Raw genomic sequence first — 18799 nt, forward strand, 5'->3', positions numbered from 1 at the left:
TCAGAGCTTCTGGGTCAGCTCCGGCACCAGCTTGAACAGGTCGCCCACCAGGCCGATGTCGGCCACCTGGAAGATCGGTGCGTCCTCGTCCTTGTTGATGGCGATGATGGTCTTGGAATCCTTCATCCCGGCAAGGTGCTGGATCGCGCCGGAAATGCCGACCGCGATGTACACTTCGGGGGCGACGATCTTGCCGGTCTGACCGACCTGGAAATCGTTGGGCACATAACCCGCGTCCACCGCTGCGCGGCTTGCGCCGACGCCGGCGTTCAGCTTGTCGGCCAGCGGGAAGATCAGTTCCTTGAACGTTTCGCCGTCCTTCAGCGCGCGGCCGCCGGACACGATGACCTTGGCGCTGGTCAGCTCGGGACGTTCGCTCTTGGCAAGCTCGCTGCCGACGAAGCTCGACAGGCCCGCGTCACCCGTTCCGCTGACGGCCTCGATGGTGCCATTGCCGCCCTCGCTGGCCGCCTTGTCGAACGCGGTCCCGCGCACGGTGATGACCAGCTTGGCATCGCTGGTTTCCACCGTGGCGATGGCGTTGCCGGCATAGATCGGGCGAACAAACGTGCGCTCACCCTCGATCCCGGTGATCTCGCTCAGCTGCATCACGTCGAGCAGCGCGGCCACGCGCGGGGCGATGTTCTTGCCGTTGGTGGTGGCCGCGGCAAGGAACGCGTCGTGGTGGCCCATCAGGTCGACCACCAGCGGCGCGACGTTTTCCGCCAGCTGGTTTTCGTAAGCCGCATCGTCGGCCACGTGAACCTTGCCCACGCCAGCAATCCTGGCGGCAGCCTCGGCCGCGGCTCCGCAGCCGCTGCCGGCGACGAGCAAGTGCACTTCGCCGAGCTTCGAGGCCGCGGTGACCACCGCCAGCGTCGCGTCTCTTACCGAGGTGTTGTCGTGTTCGACCAGAACGAGAGTCTTCATGTCTTCAACCTTTCCCAGCGGGAATTCTTATGCGATGCCAAGCGCCTTCATCTTGGCGACCAGCTCGTCGACGTCGGCGACCTTGATACCGGCCTGGCGGACCGGCGGCTCCGCGACCTTGACGGTCTTGATCCGCGGCGCGGTGTCGACGCCGTAGTCGGCCGGGCTCTTGGTCTCGAGCGGCTTGGACTTGGCCTTCATGATGTTGGGCAGCGAGGCGTAGCGCGGCTCGTTGAGGCGCAGGTCGGTGGTGACGATCGCAGGCATCGCCAGCTTGACCGTCTCCAGTCCACCGTCGATCTCGCGCTTCACGGTGACGTGATCGCCTTCGACGGTGACCTCGTTCGCGAAAGTGCCCTGGGGCCGACCCATCAGCGCGGCGAGCATCTGGCCGGTCTGGTTCGAATCGTCGTCGATCGCCTGCTTGCCCAGGATCACCAGGCCGGGCTGTTCGGCGTCGGCGATGGCTTTCAGGATCTTGGCGACCGCCAGCGGCTCGACCTCGTCGTCGGACTGAACCAGGATCGCCCGGTCAGCGCCCATGGCAAGGCCGGTGCGCAGCGTTTCAGTGGCCTTTGCCGGACCGATGCTAACCACCACGACCTCGGTAGCGGCGCCCTTTTCCTTCAGGCGCAGCGCTTCTTCGACCGCGATCTCGTCGAACGGGTTCATGCTCATCTTGACGTTCGCAAGATCGACCCCGCTACCGTCGGCCTTGACCCGCGGCTTCACGTTGTAGTCGATTACCCGCTTCACGGGGACGAGGATCTTCATGTCATCGCGCTCCTAAGCTTTGCGTGGCGCATCTAGATAACCTTTACGTAAGCGTCAACCGACGCCCTGCCGCGATCAGGCGGCCTGCTTGACCTCGGCGACGATCTTGCGGGCCGCATCGCCGAGATCATCGGCGCTGACGATCGCCAGGCCCGAATTGTCGAGGATGGCCTTGCCCTGCTCCACGTTGGTGCCCTCCAGCCGAACGACCAGCGGGACCGACAGGTTCACATCCTTGGCTGCGGCGACGATCCCGTCAGCGATGATGTCGCATTTCATGATCCCGCCGAAGATGTTGACCAGGATCCCCTTCACGGCCGGGTCCTTCAGGATGATCTTGAACGCCGCGGTGACCTTTTCCTTCGAAGCGCCGCCACCGACGTCGAGGAAGTTGGCCGGGAACGCACCGTTCAGCTTGATGATGTCCATCGTCGCCATCGCCAGACCGGCACCGTTCACCATGCAGCCGATGTTGCCGTCCAGCTTGATGTACGCGAGGTCGTATTCGCTCGCTTCGACTTCGGCCGGGTCTTCTTCGGTCTTGTCGCGCAGCGCCTCGATTTCGGGGTGGCGGTAGAGTGCGTTGGTATCGAAGCTCATCTTGGCGTCGAGCACCAGCAGCCGCTGGTCTTCGGTCACTACCAGCGGGTTGATCTCGAGCATCGAGCAGTCGGTGGCCATGAAGGCATCGTACAGCTGCCGGCTGAGCTTCTGGGCCTGCTTGTTCAGATCGCCCTTCAGCTTCAGCGCGAACGCCACGGCGCGGCCATGGTGCGGCTGGAACCCTTCGGCGGGATCGATGGAGAAGGTCGTGATCCGCTCGGGCGTGTCGTGCGCGACCGCCTCGATGTCCATTCCGCCTTCGGTCGAAACCACGAACGCCACCCGGCCCGTCGCCCGGTCGACCAGCAGCGAGAGGTAGAATTCGCTTTCGATATCGACGCCGTCGGTGATGTAGAGGCGCTGCACTTCCTTGCCGGCGTCGCCGGTCTGGATCGTCACCAGCGTGTTGCCGAGCATCTCGCGGGCGTTCGCCTCAACCTCTTCCACCGACTTCGCCAGCCGGACGCCGCCCTTAGCATCGGGGCCCAGTTCGGTGAACTTGCCCTTGCCGCGGCCGCCGGCGTGGATCTGCGCCTTGACGACGTAGAGTGGCCCGGGAAGCTGCTTCGCCGCCGCGACCGCTTCCTCGACGCTCAGTGCCGCATGACCCGCGGGCACCGCGATGCCATGCTGTGCGAGCAGTTCCTTCGCCTGGTATTCGTGGATATTCATCGCTGGCGCAGCTTCCTGTGTGATGGGCAAGTAGGCCGGGGCCTAAGCATGGATCGGTGCGCTTGAAAAGGGCGCGGTGCCGCTGCAAGGCCGGTTGATGATCGATGCACGACGTCTGGAAGCGATCGTCCGGGAGGCCGGGCGGATTGCCTTTGGCCAGTGGCCCGGCGCGGGTCACGCGCTGGATGCGTGGGAGAAGAGCCCGGGCAATCCGGTATGCGCGGCCGATATCGAGGTGGATGCTTTCCTGAAGCGCGAACTGGGGCGCTTGCTGCCGGCGGCCGGCTGGCTGAGTGAGGAGACCGCCGACGATCCCGCACGGCTTGGAAAGGGGCTGATCTGGCTGGTCGATCCGGTGGACGGCACGCGCGACTTCATCCGCGGGCGCCCGGGCTGGGCGGTCTCGGTCGCGCTGATCAGCGAAGGCCGGCCGCTGATGGGTTTCCTGTCGGCACCGGCACGCGATGAGTTCTGGAGCGGGGTGTCGGGCCAGGGAGCATGGCGCAATGGGGAGCCGCTGGCGGTGTCCCAGCGGACGGAGTTTGCCGGCGCCCGCGTGCCGGCCGATTCGCTGCCCAAGGAAGATCGTGACCTAGTGATGGTCGACAAACCCAACTCGATCGCCCTGCGCGCCGCGATGGTGGCCAGCGGAGACGCCGACCTTCTGGCGACACTGCGCTGGGGTTACGAGTGGGACATCGGCGCCGCGGCCCTGATCGCCCGCGAAGCCGGGGCCGCCGTGACCGACGCCTTCGGGCGCGCGCTGAATTACAACAAGCGTGATCCGCGCGCCTTCGGCCTGCTGATCAGTGCCCCGGCCATCCACTCTGCTGCGGTTGGGCGGCTGGCGGATCGGGCGGCGGCGATCGCCGGCTGACCGGAACCACAGCTTCGCGCGCGACTTGACGGAGTAGAGCCACCGTTCAAAAAAACGACGGCAACTGCGAAAGTTTGCGTTGATGGATAATTGTGCGACCGGCGTGCCCGGTCTCGACGAGATATTGGCAGGCGGCCTGTTCAGGGGGCGGCTGTATCTGGTGGAGGGAAGCCCCGGTACGGGCAAGACCACCCTGGCGAGCCAGTTCCTCATGGAAGGGGCCCGGAACTGCGAGACCGGCCTCTACATCACTTTGTCCGAGACCGAGGAGGAACTGCGCGCCGGCGCTGCCTCCCACGGCTGGGCGTTCGATCCGAAATTCGAGATCTTCGAACTGGCGCCGCCGGAAAGTCTGCTGAACGACCAGCAGGAGCAGAGCCTGCTGTATTCATCCGACCTTGAGCTGGGCGAGACGACCCGGCGCATCTTCGAGGCGTTCGAACGGGTGAAGCCGTCGCGGGTGGTGCTCGACAGTCTGTCGGAGATTCGGCTGCTGGCGCAAAGCTCGTTGCGGTACCGGCGGCAGATTCTCGCGCTCAAGCACTACTTCGCCAAGAATTCCGCGACCGTGATGATGCTGGACGATCTTACGGCAGAGGCGCTCGACAAGACGGTCCACAGCGTCGCCCATGCGGTGATCCGGCTGGAGGAACTTTCGCCGACCTATGGCGCCGAGCGCCGGCGCCTGCGGGTGCTCAAGTATCGCGGGCGACGCTATCGCGGCGGCTACCACGATTTCGTGATTGACACCGGCGGCACCCGAGTGTTCCCGCGCCTGATTTCGGCGGAGCATCGCGCCTCGTTCGAGCGGGAAACTGTTCCGGTGCCGAATACCGCGTTGAACGACCTGCTGGGGGGGGGGCTGCCGCGCGGCGCGAGCAACCTGATCCTGGGCCCTGCCGGTACCGGCAAGTCGCTGCTTACGCTGACTTTCATCCAGGCAGCCGTCGAGCGGAGTGAGAATGCGGCGATGTTCGTGTTCGACGAGGAACTCGGATTGCTGTTCGAACGCGCCAAGGGGATGGGCATCGACCTTCAGGCAAAGGTCGACGCCGGACGCCTGATCATCGAACAGATCGATGCAGCCGAGCTGACCCCCGGCGAGTTCTCCGAGCGGGTCAGGCGGTGCGTCGAAAAGTACGGCGCGCGCACGGTCGTCATCGACAGTCTCAACGGCTTCCAGGCCGCGATGCCGGAAGAACAGGCCCTGATCCTGCATATGCACGAACTGCTGCAGTACCTGAACCGGCAGGGCGCCACGACTTTCCTGACCGTCGCGCAGCATGGGCTGGTGGGCGACATGAAGTCGCCGGTCGACGTGACCTATCTGGCCGACACGGTGATCCTGCTGCGCTATTTCGAGGCGTTGGGCCGGGTTCGCCGAGCCATTTCGGTGGTCAAGAAGCGTACCGGTCCGCACGAGGACACCATCCGCGAATATATGATCGGCCTCAGCGGAATCACGCTTGGTGAGCCGCTGGTTGGCTTCCAGGGCGTCTTGCGCGGGGTGCCCGACCTGGTGGGTGACCCGGTCGGACTGCTGGATACGTCCACAACGTGAGCATCCATTGAACCGTACCCTGTCCGAACGGGCGATCGTCCTCGCCCCTCTGGGCCGCGATGCCGCCGTCGCGACGGCGGTGCTGGCGGAGGCGGGGCTCGACGCCGCCGCGGTCGCCGACGTGCCCGGGTTCGTCGCCGCCTTGCGCGAGGGTGCCGGATTCGCGATCGTCACGGAGGACGCGCTGCGGGGCTCCGACCTGCGGGCGGTGGCGGAGTTCCTCGCTGAACAGGCCGAATGGTCCGATTTCCCGTTCATCGTCCTGACCGCGCGCGGTGGCGGGATCGAGCGCAACCCGGCGGCGTCACGACTGCTCGAGATGCTGGGTAACGTCACCTTTCTGGAGCGGCCGTTTCACCCCACTTCGCTGGTCAGCCTCGCGCGCTCGGCCCGGCGGGCACGGCTCCGCCAGTACGAAGCGCGCCGCCGGCTCGAGGAAATCCGCGAGGGGCAGGAGCGGATGAGCCTGGCGCTCAGCGCCGGCCGGCTGGGTTCGTGGTCGTTCCACCTCGCAACCGGCGATCTCACGACTTCTCCTGAGGGGAAGGCGCATTACGGTCGCGCGCCCGATGAACCGCTGACCCTCGAAGACCTGCGTGATGCCATCCATCCCGATGATCTGCCGCGCTGGGAACAGGCGGTGGCCGGCAGCGTCGATTCGGGGCGTGACCTGGATATCGAGTACCGCTGCATCTGGCCGGATCGCTCGCTTCACCGGGTCAAGATCAATGGCCGGATCGAACGCGACGCCGCGGACGTCGCGGTACGCATTGTGGGGGTCAGCCAGGATGTTACGTCCGCCCGTGCCACTGAGCACCGCCGGGCCGCGTTGCTCGCCCTGGGTGACGGCTTGCGCAACAAGCTCGAACCGACCGAGATGACCTATCTCGCCGCGGAAATCCTGGGCACCACCCTAGGGGTCAGCCGCGCGGGATACGGCATCATCGATCCGGTCGCCGAAACCGTGACGATCGAGCGGGACTGGAATCAGCCGGGTACGCGGTCGATTTCGGGGGTGTTGCAGTTCCGCGATTACGGAACGTACATCGAAGAACTGAAGCAGGGAGAGACCGTCGTCGTCGCGGATGCCCGGCTTGATCCCCGGACCGCGGACACCGCGAGCGAACTGGAAGCGATTCACGCCCGCTCGTTCATCAACATGCCGCTGATCGACCACAACAATTTCGTGGCGCTGCTATTTCTCAATCACGAGCATGTCCGCGAATGGACCCCGGCCGAGCTGGCGTTCGTGCGCGATGTGGCGGACCGGACGCACGCCGCGGTGGAGCGGCGGGTGGCCGAGCAGGCCCTCGCCAGTCTGGCCGAGAATCTCGAGCAGCAAGTCGATGAGCGCACGCGCGAGAGCGAGGCCGCGCAGGAGCAGTTGCGCCAATCCCAGAAGATGGAGGCCGTGGGGCAGCTGACCGGTGGCCTGGCGCACGATTTCAACAACCTGCTGATGGGGGTGTCCGGGGCGCTAGACCTGATCGGACGGCGCGCGAAGCAGGAACGGTTCGCGGAGATTCCCAAGTATCTCGAAATGGCGGAAGGCGGCATCGCGCGCGCGGCTGGTCTGACGCACCGGTTGCTGGCGTTCTCCCGCCGGCAGACGCTCGATCCCAAGCCGACTGATCTCAAGTCCGTGGTCGCCAACCTGGCGGACTTTCTGCAACGGTCGGTCGGTCCGTCCATCTCCGTTACGGTGCAGCACCAGATGACGCTGTGGCCCACCTTGATCGACCAGAACCAGTTCGAGAACGCGCTGCTCAACCTGTGCATCAATGCGCGCGATGCGATGCCCGATGGCGGCGAAATCGTGATCGAAACGGAAAACCGCACCGTCGATCAGACGGGTAGCGCCGCCGACGCGCCTGAACCCGGCGATTATGTCCGCATCACGGTGAGCGACACCGGCACCGGCATGGCGGCGGACATCATCGAGCGCGCGTTCGACCCGTTCTACACCACCAAGCCGCTGGGTGAGGGTACCGGCTTGGGCCTGTCAATGGTCTATGGCTTCGTGCGCCAGTCGGGTGGTCATGTGCGGATCGAATCGCAAGTGGGCGAGGGGACCGCGGTCCATCTCTACTTCCCGCGTTCGGAGCATCGCGAAGCGATCGCGACCGCGCCTTCCCGGCAGGAGCGGCGCGATCAGCCGAACCGCGGGGAGACGGTGATGATCGTGGATGACGAGGTGCTGATCCGCACGCTGGTTGCCGAATCGCTGGAGGAGCTGGGCTACCGGACAATCCAGGCCAGCGACGGCGTCCAGGCACTCGGCATAATCGGCGATGCCTCTGGCATCGACCTGCTGATTACCGACGTGGGGCTGCCGAACGGCCTCAATGGCCGGCAGCTGGCCGACGCGGCGCGCACGCGCAGGCCCGATCTCAACGTGCTGTTCATCACCGGATACGCGGAGAACACGGTGTTCGGCGACGCTCCGCTGGACGGCGGGATGCACCTGCTGACCAAGCCGTTCGAGCTTGGCGAGCTCGCTCGCCGGGTAAGCGAGCTGACCCGCGCGCAAACCTGATTGCCGAGCGGCTGGGGCCGGCGGACGGAACGCAAACATACATAAAAAGGGCCGGCCCCTGACGGAGCCGGCCCTTTCCGCGTGCGACCGCGCGGTATCGTGCGTCAGTTGGCGGCGTTCGCCTCGGCCTGGCTGATCGGGATGATCTTCACCTCGACCCGGCGGTTGGCCGGCTCGTTGACGTTGTCCCCGGTCTGCACCTTGAGGTTGGTTTCGCCAAAGCCCAGCCAGCGGATGCGCGACGAGCTGACCCCGCGGCTGATCAGGTAGTTCGCAACCGCCTGCGCGCGCTGTTCGGACAGGCGCTGGTTCGAGGTCGCCGACCCGACGGTATCGGTGTAGCCGTACACGTCCACCAGGCTGTTGGGGTACTGTTGCAGGCTCGCAGCGACCCGATCGAGCAGGGTCTGGAAGCCCGAGTTGATCTGATAGCTGCCGGTGGTGAAGGTCACGCCCTCAGGCAGATTGACGAGGATCGCCTGGCCGCCATCGACTTCGTTCACATCGATTCCCGAACCGGCGGTCTGATCCTTCAGTTCGCGGATCTGGTTGTCCATCCGGTAGCCGGCGTAGCCGCCCAGCGCACCGCCCGCGACTGCCCCGGCGATACGTGCGGTCCGGCCGCCGATCAGGCCGCCCAGCAACGCGCCGCCGCCCGCGCCGAGCACGCCGCCGATCGCCGCGCGGGAGATCTTCTGCTCGCCGGTGTTGGGATCGGTGACGCAGGCCGAAACGCCCACCAGCGAAACCGCGGCGATGGCCGCGGTGAATTTGCGCGAAGTCTTCATTGGGTAATCCCCTTTTTCTATCGTTCGTCCGCCGCGTGAAGCATTTGCCGCACGCCGAGGCGGGCGCGCCCTACCCGCGCCTCCAGCCCCTCAACGAACGCGCGCGCACGGCGGTTCCCGCTGGCAGCGGGGCGGTTTTGTGCTAGCGCGGGTCGCGTGACACCGTTTCCCTGGACCGACGTCCTGATCATCGCCGGCTTGCTCCTGCTCAACGGGGTGTTCGCCATGAGCGAGCTGGCCATCGTTTCGGCCAAGCCCTCGCGCCTCAAGGCGATCGCCGACCGCGGCAGCAAGGGGGCCAAAGTGGCCCAGGCCCTGGCCGGGGATCCCGGAAAATTCCTCTCGACCGTGCAGATCGGGATCACCATGGTCGGAATCGTCGCCGGCGCCTATTCGGGATCCAGCCTGGGCGGTCCAGTGGGTGAGCGTCTGGCCGCGCTCGGCATTCCGGCGGAATATGCACCCGAAGCTGGCTTTGCGCTGGTGATCGCGATCACCACGTATTTCAGCGTCGTCGTGGGCGAACTGGTGCCCAAGCAGATCGCGCTGCGCGCCGCCGTGCCCATCGCGCTGATCGCCGCGCAGCCGATGGCGCTGCTGTCGCGGGTGGCGATGCCGGTGGTCTGGCTGCTCGACACCTCGTCTTCGCTGCTGATCCGCCTGCTCGGCGTGCGCGCGGCAGGGCAGGGCACGGTCACGTCGGAAGAACTGCACATGATCTTCACCGAGGCGACCCATTCCGGCGTGATCGAAAAGGGCCAGAGCCAGATTCTGGCCGGGGTGGTGCGCCTGGCCGAGCGGCCCGTGCGCGAACTGATGACCCCGCGCACCGAACTCGACTGGCTCGATCTCAACGCGCCCGAGGTCGATCTGCGCGCGCGGATCGACGCCAGCCCGCACTCGGTGCTGCCGGTGGCCGATGGCTCGCCCGACCGCGTCGTCGGGGTGGTCAAGGCGCGCGAGGTGCTCCGCGTGCTGCTCGCCGGTCAGCCGGTCGATCTGGGCGCGCTCATGAAAAAACCTGACGTGGTGCCCGATCAGCTCGACGCGATGGACGCGCTGCGCAGCCTGCAGCAGGCCGAAGTCGCGATGGCGATGGTGCACGACGAATACGGCCACCTTGAAGGGATCGTCACGCCGGTTGACCTCCTGACCGCCATCGTCGGCAACTTCGCCAGCGATCAGGACCTGGGCGAGGCGCCCACGATCACCGAGCGGGAGGACGGCAGCCTGCTGATCTCAGGCGCGCTGCCGGCCGACCAGCTGGCTGACCGGCTGTGCATCGACTTGCCGGAAGACCGCGAGTTCGCGACGGCTGCCGGCTATGTGCTGTGGAGCCTAAAGAAGCTGCCCGAAGAGGGTGAAAGCTTCGTCGATCAGGGCTGGCGCATCGAAGTGATCGACATGGACGGGCGCAAGATCGACAAGCTGCTGGCTGTTTGTTTGTGACCCCGCGGGGGCGGGGTCGCAACCAAATCAGCCCGGAATGACCGCCGAAGCCCCGGCACCATCGCCTTCGGGCGCGGCGATGATGTCGCGCGTGACGCCGCCCTTGGCGACGGTGTTGGTCTGCGGATCGCCGACCGAGGTGCGGATGCCCGGCTCGGCCGTGCCGGCACGATCGAGCGCGCTGGTTTCGACCTGGCTGCGCGGAGCCGGACCGCCGAACAGCGCGTCGAGCGCCTGGCTGGACGCGGTGCCTTCGGCCGGGCGCGGCGCGCCGGGAGCGGGCGGGGTGAGGCTGAAATCGGGCGGCACCACCAGCGGCGCCTGGCGCTGCACGGCGAATTCATCGGGCCGCTCGCGGTTGAGCAGGCCGGTCGAGCCGCAGCCCGCCAGCGCGACGGTCGCGAGAAGCACGAAGGGAAGGGTCTTGCGCATGGTTGTCAGCTCTCCACGACCGTATCGGCCGGATTGTCGGGCGCCTTTTCGCGGATAAGCAGCGATCGGGCAAGGATGATGACGACGCCGATGGTGATCGCGGCGTCGGCCACGTTGAAGATCAGGAACGGGCGCCATTCGCCAAAGTGCAGGTCGAGGAAGTCGACCACATAGCCCAGCTCGTAGCGGTCCTTGATATTGCCGAGCGCGCCGCCGAGAATCAGCGCCAGCCCCAGGATATCGCCCAGCTTGCGCTCGCGCAGCAGCCACACGGTGACGACCGCCGCGATCACCCCGGTCACCGCCACCAGCATCCACCGCTGCGAGTCCGACTGCGCGGTGAACATACCCAGCGACACGCCGTAATTGTGCGTCAGGGTGAACTGGAAGAACGGCACCAGATAGTGCGTCTCACCCAGTTGGAGCCGCAGGGTGTCAAGGACATAGGCCTTGCTCGCCTGATCGACCGCGAACAGCACGACCGCGATGGCAAGGCCGATCAGGCGGTTGCGGGTGACCGGGTTCACGCCAGCTCCTCCTCGCCCACCACGTCTTCGCAGCGAGCGCACAGCGCGCCGTCCACCGGCACTTCGGGCAGCAGCCGCCAGCAGCGGCCGCACTTCTCGTCGGCGGTGCGGGTGACGGTCACCGTGTCGTCATCGCTCCGGCGCACTGTCGCGGTGATGAACAGTTCGGCAAGGTCGGCATCGCTGAAGCCTGCCGGCACCGCGCTCGCGGGCACGGTCACTTCGGCCTCGAGGCCCGAGCGGACGATCTTCTCGCGCCGCAGCGGTTCGATCGCCTCGGTCACCTGTTCGCGCAGTTCGAGCAGCGCGGCGTACTGCGCGACCAGCGCCTCGTCAGCAAACTCAGTCGGCAGCGGGTGTGCTTCCAGCAGGTGGACGCTGCCGCGGTCCGGGAAGCGGGTGCCCCACACCTCTTCGGCGGTGAACACCAGCACCGGCGCGGCATAGCGCACCAGCGCCTGGAACAGGACATCGAGCACGGTGCGGGTCGCCCGCCGTTCGAGCGAATTGGCGTCGTCGCAATAAAGGCGGTCCTTGCGGACATCGAAATAGAACGCCGACAGGTCCTCGTTGCAGAACTCGATCAGCGCCCGGACGTACTCGTTGAAGTCGTACGCAGCGATCGCGCCGCGGATCGTCGCATCGAGCTGCGCCAGCCGCGCAAGCACATATCGTTCGAGCGGGGGCATCTCGCCGTAACCGACGCCCTCGCTCTCCCACTCGAACCCGTCGAGCGCGCCGAGCAGGTAGCGGAAGGTGTTGCGCAGCTTGCGGTACTGGTCCGCTACACCCTTCAGGATCTCGTCGCCGATGCGGTGGTCCTCGGTGAAATCGACGCTCAGCGCCCACAGCCGGATGATGTCCGCGCCGTAGGTTTCCATCACCTTGATAGGATCGACCGTGTTGCCGAGGCTCTTGGACATCTTCATGCCCTTGGCGTCCATCGTGAAGCCGTGGGTGAGGATCTGGTCGTAAGGCGCGCGGCCGCGGGTGGCGCAGGATTCCAGCAGGGAGGACTGGAACCAGCCGCGATGCTGGTCGGACCCCTCGACATAGATGTCCGCCGGCCACGACAGGTCGGGCCAGCGCCCGCTGTCGAGCACATAGGCGTGGCTGGTGCCGCTATCGAACCACACGTCGAGGATGTCGCTGACTGCTTCCCACTCGTCGGGCGCGTAGTCGTCGCCCAGGAAGGAGTGCGCGGTTTCCGGCGTCCAGGCGTCGATGCCGTGCTCGCGCACCGCCGCGACGATCCGCGCGTTGACCGCTTCGTCCACCAGGTATTCGCCCGTCGCGCGGTTGACGAACAGGGTCATCGGCACGCCCCAGGCGCGCTGGCGGGAGAGCACCCAGTCGGGCCGCCCTTCAACCATCGAGCCGATCCGGTTGCGGCCCTTTTCGGGGATGAACTTGACGCGGCTGATCTCGCCAAGCGCGGTTTCGCGCAGCGTCTGTCCGCTGCCGAGCGGCTGGTCCATCGGCACGAACCACTGCGGCGTGCAGCGGAAGATCACCTTGGCTTTCGACCGCCACGAGTGCGGGTAGCTGTGCTTGTAGTCCGCGCTCGCCGCCAGCAGCGCGCCTACATCGCTGAGGTCCGAGCAGATCGGCCCGTCGGGCGCGTTGAACTTGGGGTTGATCACCGAGCCCTGCGCGCCAAGCCAGCCCCAGTCTTCGCGGTACTTGCCGTCGCCCTCGACCGCGAACTTCGGGGTCAGGCCATAGGCCTTGCACAGCTCGAAATCGTCCTCGCCGTGGTCGGGCGCCATGTGGACGAGCCCGGTGCCGGTGTCGGTGGTGACGAACTCGCCCGGCAGGAACGGCCGCGCCTCGGCGAAGAACCCACCGAGGTGGTGCATCGGGTGGCGCGCAACGGTGCCGGCGAGGTCGGAGCCTTTGATCGCTCGCATGGGAACGAGGTCGCCAATGCGGGCTTCGGCAATCCCAATTAGTTCGAGCGCGACGAGAAATTGGCGGCCGTCGTCCTCACGCTTGCGGCAAAGTCGATACTCAATCTCCGGCCCATAGGCGATCGCCTGGTTGACCGGGATGGTCCACGGCGTGGTGGTCCAGATCACCGCGTGTGCGCCGACGAGTTCGGGGATTGGGCTCTCGACGATCTCGAACGCCACGTCGATCTGGGTCGAGACGACGTCCTCGTACTCGACCTCGGCCTCGGCCAGCGCGGTCTTTTCGACCGGGGACCACATCACCGGCTTGGCCCCGCGATACAGTTGCCCGCTGGTGGCGAACTTGAGCAGTTCGGCGACGATGGTCGCCTCGCTCTCGGGCTGCATGGTCAGGTAGGGGTTGTCCCAGTCGGCCATCACGCCGAGGCGTTTCAGCTGCTCGCGCTGCACGTCGACCCAGTGCTGGGCATAGGCGCGGCACTCGGCGCGGAATTCGAGCAGCGGCACGCTGTCCTTGTCGCGCTTGGCCTTGCGGTACTGTTCCTCGACCTTCCACTCGATCGGCAGGCCGTGGCAGTCCCACCCGGGGACGTAAGGCGCGTCCTTGCCGAGCAGGTTCTGCGTGCGGCAGACCATGTCCTTGATCGTGTGGTTGAGCGCGTGGCCAATGTGCATGTCGCCGTTCGCGTAAGGCGGGCCGTCATGGTACATGAACTTTTCGCGTCCGGCTCGCGCATCGCGCAGCTGGCGATAGAGTCCCTCGGCCTCCCACTTCGCCGCGATGCCCGGCTCCTTCTGCGGCAGGCCGGCCTTCATCGGGAAGTCGGTCTTGGGCAGGAACACGGTGGCGCGATAATCGCGCGGAGGAGTGGGTTCGGCGTCGCTCATTACGCGGCGGCGCTTAGAAGCTCCCGTGCGCGGGCACAATCCTCCGCCATCTGCGCCTGCAGTTCCTCCAGCCCGGCGAACTTCGCCTCCGGCCGCAGAAAATGGTGGAACGCCACCTCGATCTCCTTTCCGTAGAGATCGCCCGCGAAGTCGAAGAAATACGGCTCCAGCAGCTCTTTCGGCGGATCGAAGGTCGGGCGCACGCCCACGTTGGCGGCGCCCTTCAATTCCTCGCCCGACGACAGCACCCGCCCGGTCACGGCATAGATGCCGTAGCGCGGACGCAGGTAGTTGCCCAAGGCGAGGTTAGCCGTGGGGTAGCCGATCGTGCGACCCACCTTGTCGCCGTGCTGGACCGTGCCGCGGATGGCGAACGGGCGCGTGAGGAGGCGGGCGGCGGTTTCGCAATCCCCGTTCTGCAGCGCCTGGCGGATGCGGCTGGACGATACGGGCGCGCCGCCCTCCAGCACCGGCGCCACCGCCCGCGCCGTGATTCCGCACTTGCGGCCCAGCGCCTCCAGCACCGTGCGGTTGCCGCCGCGCGCCTTGCCGAAGGTGAAATCCTCCCCGGTCACCACGCCCGCCGCGCCGATCTGCTCGCGCAGCAGCACCTTCACGAAATCCTCCGCCGTGGTGGCCGCAAGCTCGCTGTTGAAGTGGAATACCAGCATCGCGCTGGCACCGGCGGCGAGGAACAGTTCCTGCCGCTGTTCGAGCGTGGTCAGGCGAAAGGGCGCGGCATCGGGCTGGAAATGGCGCACCGGATGCGGATCGAACGTGGCGACGATGCTCGGCCGACCTTCCTCGCGGGCCCAGCGAATCGCCTCCCCCGCCACCGCCTGGTGGCCGAGGTGGAAGCCGTCGAAATTGCCCAGCGCAACGATTGCACCGCGCAAGGGATCGGGCACAGGCGCGCGGTGGTCGAGCCAGGTCATCGGGCGACGATGCCTTGGCGAATCACCCGCAAGGCGTTCTCGCCCATCGCCTGGCGGACCTCGCTCTCGGAAAACCCTTCGTCCAGCAGCGCCTGGGTAACCTGCGTCAATTGACTGGTGTCGAACCGGACAGTGGTGGCGCCGTCGTAGTCGCTGCCCAGCGCCACGTGGTCGATGCCCACCAGGTCGCGCACGTGCTTCATGGCCCGTGCGGCGTCGCGTGGGCTCGTGCCGCAGATCGCCGCATCCCAGTATCCGATGCCGATAACGCCGCCGGTGCGGGCAACCCCGCGGATTTCGTCGTCGGTCAGGTTGCGGTTGACCTTGCAGGTTGCCTGCACCCCGCCGTGGCTGGAGACCACCGGCCGCTTGGCCATGGCGAGGATATCGGCCACGCAGGCATGGCTGCAGTGCGCGACGTCCACAATCATGCCGAGCCGTTCCATCCGCCGCACCGCCTCGCGTCCCTTGAGGGTCAGGCCGCCCTTGCGCTCTCCGTGCATGGATCCTGCGAGGTCATTGTCGAAGAAATGCGTCAGCCCCGCCATGCGGAAGCCCGCAGCGTGCAGCCGGTCGAGGTTGCCGAGATCGCCTTCAAGGTTCTGCAGGCCTTCGATGCTGAGCATCGCGCCGACCCCGCGGCCCTTGATCTCGCGCCGCCCCAGCAGTCCGCCAATGTCAGATGGCCTTTCGACCGCGACCAGCCGCCCCCCCGCCTTGTCTGCGACGCGGTGCAGCTTTTCGGCGTGCCACAACGATCGTTCGAGCAGCGACGTCCAGGTCCGCACCGGTTGCAGCTGCGCCACGGTCAGCAGCGTGATGTTGTCGGTCTCAGCTGAATTGGAATCGTAATTCTGACCCTTGGGAGTCTTGGTGACGCTGGAAAACACCTGCAGCGCCACGTTGCCTTGTTCCAGCCGGCCCAGATCCTCGTGACCGCCTTTGCCCGCCGACAGCAGGCTGCGCTTCCACATGAGGGTGTCGGAATGCAGATCGACGATGGTGAGCGTCTGGTGCAGCGCCTTGGCCAGCGCGGACACCGGGATCAGCGGCTGGCCGTCGATCCGGTTCATCGACCGCTCGACCATGCCCGGACCGAGCGCGAAGAACCCGACCAGCGCCACCAGCAACAGGACGATCAGCCCCCAGGCCGCCTTTTTCATCGCGTGCGCTCCAGGGTCACAAACGAGAATGCCGGCACGTCGCCTGACGCCGGATGGTCGACCCGCGCCACTTCGCGGAAGTCTTGGCCCGGGTAAGGCATCTCGGTATCGCCGGCGAAATCGCCGTGCACCTCGGTGAGTTCGATGCGCGCGGTGAACGGCAGCATCACCCGGTACACCTCCGCCCCGCCGATCACCGACGCCCCGCCGCCCGCCAGCGCGAGGGCTTCGTCTGCCGAACGGGCTACTTCGGCACCCTCGGCTGCCCACTCCGCATTGCGGGTGAGCACGATGTGCCTGCGCCCGGGAAGCGGATGGCCAAGACTGTCGAACGTCTTGCGACCCATGATCATCGGCGTCCCCAGCGTCAGCGCCTTAAACCGCTTGAGGTCGGCCGAGATACGCCAGGGCAGGGTGCCATCGCGGCCGATGATCCCGTTGTCGGCGCGGGCGAGGATCGCCGTCACGACGCTGCCCGAAGCACCGCCGTTCAAGTGGCGTGCCACACGCGCGTTACGTGCCCCATCTTGCGCCCTGGCCGCGCCTCGCGCTTGCCGTAGAGGTGGAGGTGCGCGGCCGGGTCGGACAACTGCTGGTGGGCCGACAGCGCGTCCGCTCCGATCAGGTTGGTCATCGCCAGTCGCGCCGCGGTGGTGGCGGTGTCTCCCGGGGGCAGTCCGGCGACCGCGCGGATGTGGTTTTCGAACTGGCTCGTCGTCGCACCTTCGATCGTCCAGTGGCCGGAATTGTGCACCCGCGGCGCCATCTCGTTGAAAACCGGACCGGCAGCAGTCGCGAAGAATTCCGCCGTCAACACCCCGACGTATTGCAGCGCGTCGGCGATCCGGCGGGTCAGTCCGCGCGCGTCCGCGACCTGGCCGGCAATCGCGTCCGACGGCGGCCAGATCGATTCGGCAAGGATGCCGTCGACGTGACGGTTCTCGGTCGAATCCCAGAACCGCACTTCGCCATCATGGCCGCGCACCAGGATGACCGAGAACTCGGCGGTGAACTGCACCAGACCTTCGTACACGCAGGTCGTGTGCGGCAGACGGATCGAATCGGCGTCGCGGGCGGATTCGAGCCTCCACTGGCCCTTGCCGTCATAACCTTCGCGCGCGGTCTTGAGGATGCCCGGGGCGCCGATGCGGTCCACTGCGCGGGCCAGATCGTCAGGCGTTTCCACCGCGGCGAACGGTGCGGTCCGGCCGCCGAGACTTTCGGCGAAACGCTTTTCCTTTACCCGGTCCTGCGCCGTCTCGAGCGCGCGGAGGCCCGGCGCCAGACGCTCTGCCAGGAACGCCAGCGGGGTGGCGGGCACGTTCTCGAACTCGAACGTCACCGCGTCACAACTTTGTGCAAAGCGGCCCAGCGCCAACGGATCGGTGAACGGCGCGATGGTCGCTTCGCTCGCCACTTCGGCGGCGACGCTGTCTCGTTCGGGCGTGTAGATGTGCGTCCGGTAGCCGAGTTGCGCTGCGGCGAGGGCGAGCATGCGCCCAAGCTGGCCCCCGCCCAGGATGCCGATGGTGCCGCCTGCGTGCAGCATCAGTCTTCGGGCGCCTCGCCAACCGCCGCGGTCCGCGCAGCCCGCCAGTCCTGCAGCCGCTGCGACAGGCCTTCATCTCCCAGGGCAAGGATCGCCGCCGCCAGCAGACCGGCGTTGGTCGCGCCGGGTTCGCCGATCGCCAAAGTGCCGGTCGGCACGCCGGCGGGCATCTGGACGATCGACAGCAGGCTATCCAGTCCGTTCAGCGCTTTCGACTGCACTGGCACACCGAGCACCGGCAGATGCGTGAGAGCGGCCAGCATTCCCGGCAAATGCGCCGCGCCGCCCGCACCGGCGACGATGACCTTGAAACCGGCCTCGTGCGCAGTCTTGCCGAACCGGTGGAGACGGTCGGGCGTGCGGTGCGCGGACACGATGCTGGCGGTGTATCCGACGCCGAGTTCGTCGAGCACGTCGGCGGCGCAGCGCATCGTCTGCCAGTCGGACTGGCTTCCCATCACGATCGCGACTCGCGGCACGCTGGCGGCCATTACAGGTCCTTGAGGTAACGCCGCTCGCCGGGCGTGAGCTGATCATCGAAGTGGTAGACGATCGGCTGGCCGGTGGGAATCTCCAGGTCGGTGATGTCCGCATCGGAAATGCCCGACAGATGTTTCACCAGCGCGCGCAGGCTGTTGCCGTGGGCCGACACGATCACCGTTTCGTCACGCACCAGCTGCGGCAGGATCGCCCGTTCCCAGTACGGCAGCACGCGGTCGATCGTCAGCTTGAGGCTTTCGGCGCGCGGCACCTCGACATCGGCATAGCGCAGGTCGGCCGCCAGATCGAATGCGCTTCCCTCGGCCATGGCCGGCGGCGGGATGTCGAAGCTGCGGCGCCAGATGTGGACCTGTTCCTCGCCGTGGCGATCGCGGGTCTCCTGCTTGTCCAGCCCGGTAAGGCCGCCATAGTGCCGCTCGTTAAGGCGCCAGTCCTTGGTTTCGGGAATCCACAGCCGGCCGCACGCCTCCAGCGCCAGATGCAGCGTCTTGATCGCGCGGGTCTGCAGCGAGGTGAAGGCGACCGTCGGCAGCAGCCGCTTGTCGGCCAGCAACGCGCCGGCCGCGGTCGCTTCGGCAACGCCCTGTTCGGTCAGGTCGACGTCCCACCAGCCGGTGAAACGGTTTTCCAGATTCCATTGGCTTTGGCCGTGGCGGACCAGGATCAGCGTGGGCAAAGTGCGCGCTCCCGCGAGTGAACGGAGC

17 protein-coding genes are annotated in these 18799 nt (G+C 66.7%); 4 read left to right on the top strand and 13 right to left on the bottom strand.

The genetic code is table 11. The annotated features are described in order from the left end of the window. The 3 genes from E0504_RS00820 to sucC form a co-directional block, all read right to left on the bottom strand. Window positions 1-930, bottom strand: a complete 930-nt coding sequence (locus E0504_RS00820) for an electron transfer flavoprotein subunit alpha/FixB family protein (protein WP_131620979.1) — start codon at window positions 928-930, stop codon at window positions 1-3. Between the two features lie 27 nt (window positions 931-957). Then, on the bottom strand, window positions 958-1704 hold the full coding sequence (locus E0504_RS00825; protein ID WP_131620981.1) for an electron transfer flavoprotein subunit beta/FixA family protein: 747 nt from the start codon (window positions 1702-1704) through the stop codon (window positions 958-960). 75 nt (window positions 1705-1779) lie between these two features. Next, window positions 1780-2979: an ADP-forming succinate--CoA ligase subunit beta gene (gene sucC, locus E0504_RS00830; RefSeq protein ID WP_131620983.1), complete on the bottom strand. Its 1200-nt coding sequence runs from the start codon at window positions 2977-2979 to the stop codon at window positions 1780-1782. A 97-nt stretch (window positions 2980-3076) separates the two neighbouring features. Between sucC and E0504_RS00835 the strand changes: the two genes are divergently transcribed. From E0504_RS00835 to E0504_RS00845, 3 genes are all read left to right on the top strand, one after another. Then, a complete protein-coding gene (locus tag E0504_RS00835; protein ID WP_131621590.1) occupies window positions 3077-3856 on the top strand; it encodes a 3'(2'),5'-bisphosphate nucleotidase CysQ in 780 nt (259 codons plus the stop codon). Between the two features lie 82 nt (window positions 3857-3938). Next, entirely contained in the window at window positions 3939-5417 is a 1479-nt protein-coding gene (locus E0504_RS00840) for an ATPase domain-containing protein (protein WP_131620985.1), read from the top strand. Between the two features lie 7 nt (window positions 5418-5424). Further along, window positions 5425-7953: an ATP-binding protein gene (locus tag E0504_RS00845; RefSeq protein WP_131620987.1), complete on the top strand. Its 2529-nt coding sequence runs from the start codon at window positions 5425-5427 to the stop codon at window positions 7951-7953. 104 nt (window positions 7954-8057) lie between these two features. Here E0504_RS00845 and E0504_RS00850 read toward each other — a convergent pair whose 3' ends face one another. After that, entirely contained in the window at window positions 8058-8741 is a 684-nt protein-coding gene (locus E0504_RS00850; protein ID WP_131620989.1) for an OmpA family protein, read from the bottom strand. 156 nt (window positions 8742-8897) lie between these two features. Here E0504_RS00850 and E0504_RS00855 point away from each other — a divergent pair, with 156 nt between their 5' ends. Beyond that, a complete protein-coding gene (locus E0504_RS00855) occupies window positions 8898-10190 on the top strand; it encodes a hemolysin family protein (RefSeq protein WP_131620991.1) in 1293 nt (430 codons plus the stop codon). 27 nt (window positions 10191-10217) lie between these two features. On the opposite strand, the gene E0504_RS00860 is transcribed toward E0504_RS00855, so the two are convergent. From E0504_RS00860 to gpmA, 9 genes are read right to left on the bottom strand one after another with little or no spacing between them, the layout of a single operon-like run. Continuing rightward, window positions 10218-10622, bottom strand: a complete 405-nt coding sequence (locus E0504_RS00860; RefSeq protein WP_131620993.1) for a DUF3035 domain-containing protein — start codon at window positions 10620-10622, stop codon at window positions 10218-10220. 5 nt (window positions 10623-10627) lie between these two features. Further along, window positions 10628-11149, bottom strand: a complete 522-nt coding sequence (lspA, locus tag E0504_RS00865; protein WP_131620995.1) for a signal peptidase II — start codon at window positions 11147-11149, stop codon at window positions 10628-10630. Next, window positions 11146-13947: an isoleucine--tRNA ligase gene (ileS, locus tag E0504_RS00870; RefSeq protein WP_131620997.1), complete on the bottom strand. Its 2802-nt coding sequence runs from the start codon at window positions 13945-13947 to the stop codon at window positions 11146-11148. The genes lspA and ileS overlap by 4 nt, the downstream gene beginning before the upstream one ends. Beyond that, entirely contained in the window at window positions 13947-14882 is a 936-nt protein-coding gene (locus tag E0504_RS00875; RefSeq protein ID WP_131620999.1) for a bifunctional riboflavin kinase/FAD synthetase, read from the bottom strand. The genes ileS and E0504_RS00875 overlap by 1 nt, the downstream gene beginning before the upstream one ends. Further along, window positions 14879-16045, bottom strand: a complete 1167-nt coding sequence (locus E0504_RS00880; protein ID WP_131621001.1) for a dipeptidase — start codon at window positions 16043-16045, stop codon at window positions 14879-14881. The genes E0504_RS00875 and E0504_RS00880 overlap by 4 nt, the downstream gene beginning before the upstream one ends. After that, complete coding sequence (locus tag E0504_RS00885; protein WP_131621003.1) at window positions 16042-16539, bottom strand: dihydrofolate reductase; 498 nt, start codon at window positions 16537-16539, stop codon at window positions 16042-16044. Before E0504_RS00885 ends, E0504_RS00880 begins: the two co-directional genes overlap by 4 nt. Further along, the gene (locus E0504_RS00890) at window positions 16536-17594 is read right to left on the bottom strand and encodes a 5-(carboxyamino)imidazole ribonucleotide synthase (protein WP_131621004.1); all 1059 of its coding nucleotides are present in this window, start codon (window positions 17592-17594) and stop codon (window positions 16536-16538) included. Before E0504_RS00890 ends, E0504_RS00885 begins: the two co-directional genes overlap by 4 nt. After that, a complete protein-coding gene (purE, locus tag E0504_RS00895) occupies window positions 17594-18085 on the bottom strand; it encodes a 5-(carboxyamino)imidazole ribonucleotide mutase (protein ID WP_131621006.1) in 492 nt (163 codons plus the stop codon). Before purE ends, E0504_RS00890 begins: the two co-directional genes overlap by 1 nt. Beyond that, complete coding sequence (gpmA, locus tag E0504_RS00900; protein WP_131621008.1) at window positions 18085-18771, bottom strand: 2,3-diphosphoglycerate-dependent phosphoglycerate mutase; 687 nt, start codon at window positions 18769-18771, stop codon at window positions 18085-18087. The genes purE and gpmA overlap by 1 nt, the downstream gene beginning before the upstream one ends. Window positions 18772-18799: the final 28 nt, after the last annotated feature.

This window comes from Parafrankia sp. BMG5.11 (genome assembly GCF_004337455.1).